Origin of the sequence: Candidatus Poriferisodalis sp. (assembly GCF_965203655.1) — a bacterium.
In the GTDB taxonomy this organism is placed as follows: Bacteria; Actinomycetota; Acidimicrobiia; order Acidimicrobiales; family Poriferisodalaceae; genus Poriferisodalis.
In genome coordinates this window covers 1,051,014-1,062,634 of sequence record NZ_CBDBDD010000009.1, presented here as the reverse complement: position 1 = coordinate 1,062,634, position 11,621 = coordinate 1,051,014, and the positions used below count along the sequence as shown (strand labels likewise).

The following is an 11,621-nucleotide window of genomic DNA, read 5'->3' as shown; positions in this document are numbered from 1 at the left end:
GCCGTACGCCGAGCTGGAGGGCAACGGGGTTCATGTGAACTTCTCGCTGCTCGACGCCGACGGCAACAACGCCCTTGCCGATCCCGGCACCGGCGACGGGCTGTCGGAGCTGGCGAAGAGCTGCTTGGCCGGGCTGTGCGCCCATCACCAGGGGCTCACCCCGTTGTGTGCTCCCACGGTGAACGCCTACCGGCGGTTGCGGCCCTTCACCTTCAGCGGCCGGCGGGCGAACTGGGGCTACGACCACCGTGTGGTGGGCACCCGCGTCCCGTCCGAGCGAGGCGAACGCACACGCATCGAGTCACGCTTGGCCGACGGCACCTGCAACGTCCACACGGCGATCGCCGCAGTGCTGCAGGCGGCTCGCCTCGGCGTGATCGACGAACTGCCCTGCCCAGAGCCGGAGACCAACGACGGCATGGAGGCATGGAACACCGAGGTCACCTCGGCGCTCAACCTGACCGACGCCTTGGACCATCTGCGTGCCGACACCGCACTCGCCGATGCCGTCAGCAGCGACCTCGTCGACAACTTCCTCGCCATCAAGACGCCGAGTGGGAGCGTTACGTAGCCGCCGTAGGCGAACCTTCCGACGAGATCAGCGAATGGGAGATCAACGAGTACCTCCCCTACCACTGAATGTCCCTTTCCACGATCTGCCGCTTGTAATCTCGCCCGTATCCATGAACGACAAGAGGCCGAATAATGGGTGATTCAGCACGTACCCCGACCCCACCTGCACCTATGTTCGGGGGGGGGTCCCGCCCCTGCATCGCCGTCGGCGCTCTCGCCGTCCTGATCGTCACGCTCTCGCTGTTCGCGCTCTCGCCCCCGCCCGCCCAAGCACAGGATGCGTCGTCTGACGCCAGCCTGCGCGACCTGTACATCTCCGGAGCCCCCTTCACCGAGCCCTTCGACCCGGCACGCACCGAGTACGCCGCCACCGTGGGGCAGAACCAGTCCACAGCCTTCGTGCGGGTACGGGTGAACCACTCGGAGGCCACTGCGGCGGTCCCCGGCACGCGGTCGATCCCCGGTGGCTGGTTCATCGTGTCGCTGGACCCGCGGCCCGCGAACATCACGGTGCTGGTTACGGCGGCGGACGGCTCGACGACGCGCACCTACACCATTGGCATCGACGGCCAGCTGCCGGCGGCGTCCACGCCCGAGGAGACCGCGCCCGAGGAGACCACGCCGACTCCGGAGCCGGTGGTGCGGACACCGGAGCCGGACACCCAGCCCGAATTGCAGCGGCAGGATGCGCCGCCCTCCAGCGACGCGACCCTGAGCCGACTTCAGATATTCATGACGGACAATACCGGCCCAGACGCCGGCTGGTACGTGACCCCCAAGGGTTCGGCCTTCACGCTGACTCCGGCCTTCGACCCGCAGATCACCCAGTACGAGGTGCGGATACCGGAATCGGCCTACTCATCCGCGGAAGACACATTTGGGAACGGCCCGCGGATCACGGCGGTGGTGGCGTCGGACGCGCCGGCGCCGGTGACGTTCCTGGTGACGGGCAGGCGGCTGGGCGGTGAGACGCGGGACCCGAAGCGGGCGCCGGTCCGTCCGGAGACTCACCCGGCCACTGCCGTAGGGGAGGGCGAGGGCAACGGGCCGTGGGCCAGCGGGCCTTGGGCGACGCCGCCGGGGTACACCTGGGTCGACGTGAAGGTGACCGCGGCCGACGGCAAGACGGTGAAGACGTACAGCGTGAAGGTGGAGTACGGGCCGACCGGAGACCCGCGGAACGTGAAGCTGACGCCGGGAGACGGGCAGCTGACGCTGACCTGGGAGCATCCGGCGTCGGGAAAGGCGCAGAACTACTTCGCCCGCTGGCGGAAGGCGGGGACGACGACCTGGCTGAACACCGGTCAGCGGGACACGGCACTGGATAGCGCCATCACTGGCGCGGAAGGCGGCGCGTGGGTCTGGAGCCAGGGATCCCACCCGCTGACCTACACCATCACCGGGCTGGAGAACGGAGTGGAGTATGAGGTGCAGTTGGAGGCCCTGGTGGGCGGCGGGCGCAACATCGACCGCAATGTGCCTGACGAGCGCAAGGACGACTGGCTGGCCGGCGGCTGGGTGGCGGCGCGACAGACGCCGGTCAAGCCCAAGACTGAGCTGACCATCACGCCTGCCAACCCCACGCGGGAGTACGGGGGCACGGACGACCTGAGCTACACGGTGGGCGGTCTGGCGCCGGGCGACGCGGCGGCCAGCGTGGTTACGGGAGCGCTGGCTCGGGCGACCGGCGAAGACACGGGCAGCTACGCCATCAACATGGGGACGCTGGCGATCGCCGGCGCCTACGCGGACAAGTACACGCTGCCGTCCAGTCCCGTCCGTCGCGACCTACGCCATCACGGCCAAGGAGATAACGGCAATCAGCGGCGTGACCGTGAATAGCCGGACGGCGGACGGAACCACGGACGCGACCTTCGACACCGGCAATGCCCGGGGAACGGGCGTCTTGTCATCGGAGCTTGCCGACTTTCGAGCGGGCGGTCTGCAAGTGAGCGGGTCGTTCAATGCCGCGACTGCGGGAAACGCACGACGTGAGCGTGACCTACTCGCTACAGGACCACGGCTCGTTCAAGGCAAGCAACTACACCCTGGCCTCCACGACCGACACGCTGAGGGGAGAGATCACAAATGCGGGCATCCACCTCTCCCCCACCGAGGATGACGGCGTGCTGCGGTTCTCCGAAGGTCGAATGATCGGCGATTCCAGCATTGTCGGCTTTACCAAACTGATACGTCCCGTGACCGTGACGCAAGGAATGACCGCCGTTCATTACATCGCTCTGAAGCATCCTCCCACGGCTGACGTGACGATCACTCTGAAAATGGATCCACCGTCATTCTTTGAGAAGGCCTACCACGTCCAGCGTTCTGCCCATTTCAGCGCCAGCAGCTACCAGCCGGGGGCAGTTGGAGAAAGCGTTGGGATATGTCGTGACTCACGATGCCATCGGCACCTTCACCATTACGTACGTGGGAGTCAGCGACGACCCGCGTTACAACGGCGACCTGGACACGATTACGGTTCAGGTGATCCGCGCCAAAACCGGGCGAGTGTCGCACGCTCGCCGCTCCGTCCGTATCCATTGACGAACGCGGTGAGGTTTGGGCCACTTCCGGGCCGGGCACTTGTGCCGGGCGCATCGTGGATGGCTATACGGTTGAGGTCAGCGAGAACGACGGCCCGTGGAAATTCTTGGACAATTACGTTACGCCGCGTTCGCCCGGACACGCGAGAAAGCCGACTTCGAAGTCATTCAGGGAGGCCACTACGCTCCCTGATGCAGCAGTCAACGGCGCCGAGTACCGGGTCAGGGGTCGAGGCAACACCTCGGAGGAATACGCGGGTCCTGTCAAGTACCCAACCGACTGGCTGACAACCAAGTTCACCTTCACCGGCGAAGCGGCCGTTATCGTCGGCGCGCCGGTGCGGCAGCCCGGAGCCCAGCTCCCCCAATGGCAGCACCGACTACGACGTGGACGACGACGGACTGATCGAAGTGTCCACGCTGGCGCAGTTGAACGCCATGCGCTGGGATCCGGACGGAAACGGCTATGCGTATTTGTTGGATCCATACGCCGTCGCCTTCCCTGACGCCATGAACGGCATGGGCTGTCCGTCGTCATGGTGCTCCGGCTATGAGCTGGCCAACGACCTGGACTTTGACACCAACGGGAACGGCGAGGCCGACGCCGGCGATGCCTATTGGAATGGCGGCGCGGGGCTGGCATCCCGTGGGCGTTGCCTGCTGGAGGTACGGCTCGGACTGCCTCGGTTCCGGCCCGTTTACCGGCGTGTTCGAAGGCAACGGCAACGTGATCCGCAATCTCTACATCAACCGGGACCGCGACGGCGTGGGGCTGGTGGCGCGACCGCTCGTATGAAAATCAGGGTTTGTTCGGCGCGTCCCGGGGAGTGATCCGCAACGTCCGGACTGGAATCAGTGAACGTCACGGGCACGAAGCACGTTGGCGGAATGGTCGGATTGAATCGCGGGAGAATCATCCGCAGCTACGTGACCGGGTCCATAACCGGACCGCACGCTGCGGGTGGATTGGTTGGACGGTTGTTCAACGGTTCGATTATCGAAAGCTACTCCACGGCCAGCGTGGTTGGACTCATGCCGCAGAGCTGGAATGGGAAATATATCGGCGGTCTCGTCGGGTACAACGATGACGGCGCCGTCATCGCCAGTTACGGCCGCGGGCCGTGTGTCCGGTCAGGCCTTGGCCACGGGCGGCCTCATCGGATACGGCACCGTGGAAGAGCTCCGTGACTGCCAGCTACTCCACCAGCGTCGTGTCCAGCTGGGGCTCACTCACCACCGGGCTGGGTCGGGGCGGCAACGCCGTCAGCAGCTATTGGGATACCCAGACCTCCGGTCAGAGCGGCAGCTCCCTGGGCGCGGGCAAGACCACCGCCGAGTTGCAGGCGCCAACCGGCTACACCGGCATCTACGCCAACTGGAACCGGGACCTCGACGGCGACGGCAACGGGGATGATCCCTGGGACTTCGGCACGGGCAGCCAGTACCCGGTACTGAAGAACACCGGCCCCAGCGTGGCCGGCCAGCGTCCGGAGTCGTCGGATGATCCCGCTGCCGAGCAGCCGGACATTCCGCGACAGGGACTACGACGCAGACGACGACGGGCTGATTGAAGTGTCCCAACCTGGACCAGCTGAACGCCATCCGCTGGGACGAAGATGGCGACGGTTCGGCAGGGAAAATCGAGAACTGGGTCGTCGATGTCGACGGTTCACTCGTGATCGACGGTGATGTTGACCGCCATGCCATCGCCTTCCCCAACGCGGCGCCGGGCATGGGCTGCCCTTCCTCGGGCTGTATCGGCTATGAGCTGGCCGCCGACCTGGACTTTGACACCAACCGCAACGGCGCGGCCGACGCCGGCGATGAGTACTGGGACGGCGGCTCGGGCTGGTCTCCTATCGCTCTAACGGGCTTCACCGCCGTGTTCGAGGGCAACGGTCACACCATCCGCAACCTGTTCATCGACAGGTCTAGCGATGCGAACGTCGGGCTGTTCGAGGCGGTTGTCATCCCCGCAGTCGTCCGCAACGTTGTGCTGGAATCCGTTGACGTGACCGGTGGCGAACGGGTCGGCGGTCTGGCCGGCCAGGCCAGCGGTACCATCAGCGGCGTCAGCGTTGAGCGGAAGTGTGTCGGGCGAGAGCGCCGTAGGCGGGTTGGTGGGACATACCCTGCCGTCCGGCGTCGTCACCGGCAGCCACTCGACGGCGAGCGTAACCGGAACCAAGCCGCGCAGCGAGGGCGGCCGGGACGTGGGCGGCCTGGTGGGCTACAACGCGGGCGCCGTCCGAGCCAGCTACGCCACCGGCGCCGTGTCCGGCAAGGCCAACAACACCGGCGGCCTGGTGGGGTTCAACAGCGGCGCCGTCATTGCCAGCTACGCCCGCCTGGACGTGACCGGCAGCGGCCGGTACATCGGCGGGCTGGCGGGCAGCCACTACGCGGGAGCAATCACCTTCAGCTAACGCGGCCGGCGCAACGGCGGGCGGCACGGACGCGGGCGGCCTGGTGGGCCACCGCGGCGGCTCAATCACCGCCAGCTACTGGGATTCAGACGAGTCCCAGGCCACCGGACCCGGCGGCGAGGGCAAGACCACCGCCGAGCTGCAGACTCCCACCGACTACACCGGCATCTACGCCAACTGGAACGTGGACCTCGACGGCGACGGCAGCGCCGACGACCCCTGGGACTTCGGAACGTCGTGCCAGTACCCGGTGTTGAAGTATGGCGGCCCTCAACCCCGACGACCAGAGCTCGCCGTGCGGGCCCGCCACGGTGAAGGTGGAGGCTGCGCCGGTGGAGGATGCCCCGGTGGAGGATGCCCCGGTGGAGGATGCCCCGGTGGAGGAGGAGACCGTCCCGGCGGCCCCGCCGGACGCCGGGACAGGACCGAGCCGTACAACGTGCAGGTCACACCGGGCGACGGCACGCTCACCGTCACCTGGACGGTCGCGCCCCGCGAAGGGCTCGAGGACGATGCGATACGCCACGCCCTGCGCTGGAGCCAGCAGTCCCGGCGTCTGGGCCAACCCGCCGGGGCCGTCGGGCGCTGCTGAGGACGGCATCGTGGTCGAAGGCGGAGTGGCGTCCTACACCATCACCGGTCTGGACAACGGCGTGGCGACGGGGGTCTTCGTGCGCTCATTCACCGACGGCAGCTACTCGGAACGCAGCGAGCACTCCAGCCAGTGGGTGCGGGTCAAGGGCGAGCACACCACCCCCAAGGCCGCCGGGTAGCCGGGAGCGGCAGATGCCGGGTGCCGCGCCGGCACACGACACAAATCCGAACGCATTTGTTCCGCATGAGCTACTTGGGAGCGTTCGGTGCGCGCGTCGCGCTGTTGTATCCGCACTCGCGCTTTTGAGTTTGCATTGCGCTTTGTGAATCGCACTGCGCTTTGCGTTGCAGCTAGACTGCGGTCATGAAGGACTTGCTCGGACGTCCGATGGACGCCAACCGTGCAGGGAACCTGTTCACACCCGGCTTTCGGGTTGCCGCCGCATCGCCTCGTGGGACGCGAAGACGACCTCAGAGAACTGCAGGACGGCCTCGGCGCCGGTCCGCGGGACCCGAGGTTCACTTCGGTGATCATCGGGCACCGCGGTTCCGGCAAGACCGTGCTGCTGAGCGAGATCCGGGGCATAGCCGCCGAAGCCGGCTGGGTGATCTTGCGGGCCGATGCCACCACCGCGAATCTGCAAGACCGCATCGACGCCGAAATCCGCGAGTTCGCGAACCCGGCAGTCGCAGGCGATCTCGTCGAGGAACGCTCCCCCAGCGAGACGACCGCAGCCTTGCATGCCGGCCCGGTGGGTCTGTCGCGGCGGCTTTCCAAGACCGTACACAACACTCGAAGCCTCACCAAGAAGCTCGAAATCATCGGGAATCACGCAGCCGAACGCGGGTCGGCGGTGCTGCTGTGCGTCGACGAGCTCCAAGCCGGACATCGAGACGAACTGCGACGGCTGGCATCGGACCTGCAGCGGCTCACCAAAGAGGACGGGCTGCCGATCGCTTTCATCGGCGCCGGCCTGCCTGCCATGCAGGACACAATCCTGCGCGACCCCAAGATGACCCTTCTTCCAACGATGCCATCCGCAGCATCTCGCCCCACTCCCCTATCCGAGCGTGCTGTCGTTCTTCAAGCAGACCATTGCCGACGCAGGAGGCTCCTGCGACACGGCAACACTCGAACGGATGGCCGACGCGACGGACGGCTTCGCATATCGGATGCAGCTCATCGGCCGACGCGCTTGGACTATCTCCGGAGCACCGGACCGTCCCGTGGACATGACGTCCGCCGAGATGGCCGTCACAGCCGCCGAACGGCACCTGCGAACGCAGGTGTACAGCGACATCTGGGACAGCCTCGATCAGATAGACCGTCATGTGCTGCGCGTGGCAGCCGAGCATGGCGGCACGGTGCCTCGCAGCACCTTGGGCGCCGCCGTGCCTGCGTCAGCGAGCAGCCTTGCCACAAGGCTGAATCGGCTCAGACGCCTCGGCGTCATCACCCGCGACGCAGACTCGCCGCAAGCCGACGTGCGTCTCGGCACGCTCGCACCGCTGGACTTCGTCAACGAGCAACTCGAAGAAGCAGCCAGCCTCGAAAGCGGTGCTTCAGCCGAACTGGCAGTGTCCGTCGCAGCGCGCCGCACGGCGGCTCCGCGATGCGGACGGCGACTCAAGACCAAAGACGCTTACTGCATTCTTCGAGCCGGGCACAGCGGCAACTGCCGATCTCGCTGAACCCCCAAACGAGGCTCTGAGAAGGCGACGGGCGCACGCTGCATCCTCCCCGCACCATGAGGGCGATTCCTCACGTGTGCGGAGTGTGCGGCCGCGGCGCAGCCGGCATGTTCGTGTCCACGGTCTGCGGCTTGTAGTCTCGCCCGCATCAATGACCGTATAAAGAGAGATGAAGGATGAATGATGAGCGATCCGGCACGTACCCCGACCCCACCAGCACGCATGTACGGGGGGGGGGGGTAGACGTTCCGCCCTCAAACTGACCCTGGCCGCAGCGGCCAGCGCGCTCATGGTCAGCACCGCGCTCACGTTGCCCGCCCAGCCAGCCCAGGCGCAGGACGACAACCGGCCGTCAGTGCAATTCGCCGAAGTCACCTACGTCATCGAGGAAAACGACGCGAGCGGGCTCAACGTCGGGGTGACGATCTCTCCGGCGCTGACCACCGCGAGCCGGGTCAAGTTCACCACCAGCGGCCCCGCCATCCGCAACGTGGACTACACCGTTACCGGGCTGCGCAGGCACACTGTTCCCGGGGCCTACGGAGCCGTGACCCACACCGAGTATGTGGACCTGCCGGCAGGTGCGACGCAGGTGCTCCTCCAGGTCCGGGTCATCCCGGACGATATCGTGGAGGAAAATGAGGACATTTTCTTCACCCTGACATCCATCGACACGACCAATGCGCCCTACAAGATCGGCGCTCCAGCGTCCACCAATGTCGTGATGCTTGACAACCTGAATGCCGGCATCAAGCAAGACCACCTCGCGGTGTCGGGCGCGCTGCCCTGGACGGCGACGCTGACGGTGAGGGACGTGTCCCACGAGCGCGGCAGCGACCCCATGGTGGTGCGCAAGCAGAAGGGCCCCGCCGGCCAGTACATCCCGTGCGGCGCCACCAGTGAGTGGGGCGCGGGCGCCTTCGGCGCCAACGAGCGCTGCCAGAACAACTTCGTGTACGAGCGGGTGGCGCTGAGCGAGGTGACCGGCACGACGAGCTTCCCCATGGTGGGATGCCAAAACGGCAAGAGCGGCGGGCAGTGTCTCCCGCAAGGCAACAATGCGCTCTCGGACAACGGCTTCGTCGACGGCGGGTCGGCGCACAGGGTCCTCGGCGTGGTCCTGAGCGGCGGGACGCTGTCCCTCTCGTTCGACCGGCCCCTCTCGGACGCCTTGAAGGCGGTCGCAAAGCTGACCGTGGACGGCAGCACCGAGTTTCGGCTGGCGGACGCGACGGGCATCGACGGCTCTTACCAATGGGGAAACACGGGGCTGAGCTGGACCACTGACCCCGCCCAGTCGGTGTCGCTGCGCCTGGAGCGGGTGTCGCAGCAACGGGGCGGCGAGGGGCCGAGCTCCGGCGACGAGGAGCAGCGCGACCCGCTGACGGCATCGTTCGAGAAGGTGCCCGCGACGCATGACGGGCAGTCGGCGTTCACGCTGGACGTGCGTCTGAGCGAGACGGTGGGCAAGTTCAGCCGGTCGCCGCGCGCGTCGTCGTTCGCGGTGACGCAGGGCCGGGTGACGGGCGTGGAGCAGATCGGCGCCGGGCTGTGGCGGGTGACGGTGCGGCCGGCGTCGCCTAGCGCCGTGGTGACGGTGACGCTCGCGGGCGGGCGGGACTGCGACCACGAGCCGTCGGGCGCGGTGTGCGCGCGGGACGGGCGGGCGCTGTCGAACACGTCGTATGCGAGGGTCGCGGCGGATCCGCAGCAGCAGCAGGCGGTGCTGACCACGCCGCGGGCGGCAACCCAGACCGTGGCGGCGGCGTTCGGCAAGGTCCCGGCGGAGCATGACGGGCGGACGGCGTTCGCGCTGGACGTGCAGTCGGGCGCCAAGCCCGCTGCCGACGCGTTCACGGTGACGAACGGGACGGTCACGGGCGTGGAGTCGCTGGACCCGGTGCTGTGGCGGGTGCGCGTCAAGCCGAAGTCCTGGAAAGACGTGACAGTCGCCCTCGGCGACGCGTCAGCGAAGGTCCCTGGCCCGGCGCGCATCCGAGCCCAGGACGCCCGGGCGAAAGAAGGCAAGCACGCCTCGCTCGACTTCACGGTGACGCTGAGCCGCGCGGCGTCGGGGCCGGTCTCGGTGCACTACGCGACCAACGACGGCACGGCAGCGGCAGGGGCGGACTACACCGCCGCGTCGGGCACGCTGACCTTCGCGCCGGGCGAGACGCACAAGACCGTCTCGGTGACGCTGCTCGACGACGCCATCAACGAGAGCAAAGAGACCCTCACGCTCAAGCTCTCGAACCCCCAAGGAGCGTTCCTGCGCGCAATGCACCGCAACGCAAACGGAATCATCAAAAACGACGACCCCTAGACTATGCAGCTCGCACACCTCGGGCGCATGGCCACCGAAAATTGTTCAGCGTTCAGCGCAGCCGAGTGCCCGAGCCTGCCGTTCAGGTGAATTCGAGGTAGCGGTCTCGCTCCCAGTCGGTTACTTCGTCGCCGGCCGGATCGCACCCCGCGTCAACGAATTTGTCGAGCTCGGCTTTGGCCATCAGCACGAAGTTGGTCGAGAACTCCTCCCCCAACGCTGCAGCTAGAGCGCTGCCCTCGTAGGCCGCTATGCCGTCGGCGGCGTTGGCGGGCAGCGGCACTGCGTCGCCGGGGTCGTCGTACATGTCGCCCACGCTCATCGGGCCCGGGTCGGCGCGGCGCTCGAGGCCGTCGGCGCCTGCTGCCAGCAGGCCGGCGATCATCAGGTACGGGTTGGCATCCGCGCCCGCAGACCGGAACTCCACGCGGTTCGCATTGTCCGCGCCGACTGTGCAGCGGCACATCACCGAGCGATTGTCGAGCCCCCAGTGCACGTGCGTGGGGGCGAACGTGTAGGGGCGCACTCGCTTGTAGCCGTTGGGCACGGGGCTGCCGAGCAGCGACAGCGCCCCGGCGTTGTCGAGCTGGCCGCCGAGCCAGTGCGACATCACGTCGTTGGGCCGCTCCTCGGAGCTGGCGAACGCGTTCGAGCTCGCTGCCTCGTGCGGCTGCTCGCCGCCGCCGGGAGCGCGGTGTCTCACGTCTACGAGGCTCGTGTGCACATGCATGCCGCTGCCCGACGGCTCGGTCCACGGTTTGGGCATGAACGTGGCCTTCAGCCCGGTCTCCTCGGCGATCTCCTTCACGATGCTCTTGTAGAGCGCCGTGTTGTCGGCAGTGGTCATGGCATCGGAGTACTGCACGTTGATCTCGATCTGGCCGGGCCCGTACTCGGGGTTCGACGACTCGACGGGGATGCCGGCATCGATCATCGCGAGGCGCATGGCCAACAGCACCGATTCGAGGTCTGACCGGTCGGTGAGCGATGAGTACTGGATGTGGCTCTGGGTGTGCGACCAGTCGGCCTCGCACAGGTAGAACTCCATCTCGGTGGCCACGAGCGGGCTGTAGCCCAGTGCCCGGCAGCGCGCGATCTGGCGGGCCAGCACCGTGCGGGGTGCGATGGGGTGGAGGCGGTGCGGCGGTTCGAGACTGTCGGCGAACACCAGCGCGTAGCCGGGACGGTGGCCGAAGAGGCGCAGCGTGCCGAGATCGGGGACCAGATGCGTGTCGAGATAGCCCTTGCCCATGTTGATGTACGGGCTGTCGACCAGGTCGTTGTGCAGGTCGAAGATGTAGATGGCGTCTGCCAGGTGACAGCCGCCCTCGGCCACCGAGCGCAGGAAATGATCGACGGGAAAGCGCTTGCCGCGCAGGTGCCCGTAGGTGTCGACGATGGCCACCTCGACGGTGTGCACATCGGCCATCCGCAGGGTGCTCTGGATGTCGGCAAGTTCGCTCATGG

Annotated in this window: 11 protein-coding genes and 2 pseudogenes; 12 read left to right on the top strand and 1 reads right to left on the bottom strand. The window is 67.1% G+C overall.

What is annotated here, in order from left to right; all coding sequences use genetic code 11:
- The 12 genes and pseudogenes from ACOGW9_RS16210 to ACOGW9_RS16155 all read left to right on the top strand — a co-directional run.
- Positions 1–571, top strand: a pseudogene (locus ACOGW9_RS16210) (glutamine synthetase); the annotation flags it as partial.
- A 173-nt stretch (positions 572–744) separates the two neighbouring features.
- Entirely contained in the window at positions 745–2,415 is a 1,671-nt protein-coding gene (locus tag ACOGW9_RS16205) for a cadherin-like beta sandwich domain-containing protein (RefSeq protein WP_419913061.1), read from the top strand.
- Between the two features lie 549 nt (positions 2,416–2,964).
- Complete coding sequence (locus ACOGW9_RS16200; protein ID WP_419913059.1) at positions 2,965–3,120, top strand: hypothetical protein; 156 nt, start codon at positions 2,965–2,967, stop codon at positions 3,118–3,120.
- A gap of 386 nt (positions 3,121–3,506) precedes the next feature.
- Positions 3,507–3,950 carry a hypothetical protein gene (locus ACOGW9_RS16195; RefSeq protein ID WP_419913057.1) on the top strand — a complete coding sequence of 148 codons (444 nt, stop codon included), beginning with the start codon at positions 3,507–3,509 and terminating at the stop codon, positions 3,948–3,950.
- Between the two features lie 57 nt (positions 3,951–4,007).
- A complete protein-coding gene (locus tag ACOGW9_RS16190) occupies positions 4,008–4,307 on the top strand; it encodes a GLUG motif-containing protein (protein WP_419913120.1) in 300 nt (99 codons plus the stop codon).
- The gene (locus ACOGW9_RS16185; protein WP_419913055.1) at positions 4,304–4,690 is read left to right on the top strand and encodes a hypothetical protein; all 387 of its coding nucleotides are present in this window, start codon (positions 4,304–4,306) and stop codon (positions 4,688–4,690) included. Before ACOGW9_RS16190 ends, ACOGW9_RS16185 begins: the two co-directional genes overlap by 4 nt.
- A gap of 447 nt (positions 4,691–5,137) precedes the next feature.
- Positions 5,138–5,545 (top strand): GLUG motif-containing protein, encoded by a 408-nt coding sequence (locus ACOGW9_RS16180; RefSeq protein ID WP_419913053.1) that lies wholly within the window; start codon positions 5,138–5,140, stop codon positions 5,543–5,545.
- Between the two features lie 43 nt (positions 5,546–5,588).
- Positions 5,589–6,137: a hypothetical protein gene (locus ACOGW9_RS16175; RefSeq protein WP_419913051.1), complete on the top strand. Its 549-nt coding sequence runs from the start codon at positions 5,589–5,591 to the stop codon at positions 6,135–6,137.
- A gap of 10 nt (positions 6,138–6,147) precedes the next feature.
- A complete protein-coding gene (locus tag ACOGW9_RS16170) occupies positions 6,148–6,318 on the top strand; it encodes a hypothetical protein (RefSeq protein ID WP_419913049.1) in 171 nt (56 codons plus the stop codon).
- A gap of 222 nt (positions 6,319–6,540) precedes the next feature.
- Positions 6,541–7,008 (top strand): annotated as a pseudogene (locus tag ACOGW9_RS16165) (ATP-binding protein); the annotation flags it as partial.
- 271 nt (positions 7,009–7,279) lie between these two features.
- Positions 7,280–7,831, top strand: coding sequence for a hypothetical protein (locus ACOGW9_RS16160; protein WP_419913124.1), 552 nt, complete (start codon positions 7,280–7,282; stop codon positions 7,829–7,831).
- A gap of 289 nt (positions 7,832–8,120) precedes the next feature.
- Entirely contained in the window at positions 8,121–10,154 is a 2,034-nt protein-coding gene (locus ACOGW9_RS16155; protein ID WP_419853830.1) for a Calx-beta domain-containing protein, read from the top strand.
- Between the two features lie 82 nt (positions 10,155–10,236).
- On the opposite strand, the gene ACOGW9_RS16150 is transcribed toward ACOGW9_RS16155, so the two are convergent.
- The gene (locus ACOGW9_RS16150; RefSeq protein ID WP_419853831.1) at positions 10,237–11,619 is read right to left on the bottom strand and encodes a glutamine synthetase family protein; all 1,383 of its coding nucleotides are present in this window, start codon (positions 11,617–11,619) and stop codon (positions 10,237–10,239) included.
- Positions 11,620–11,621: the final 2 nt, after the last annotated feature.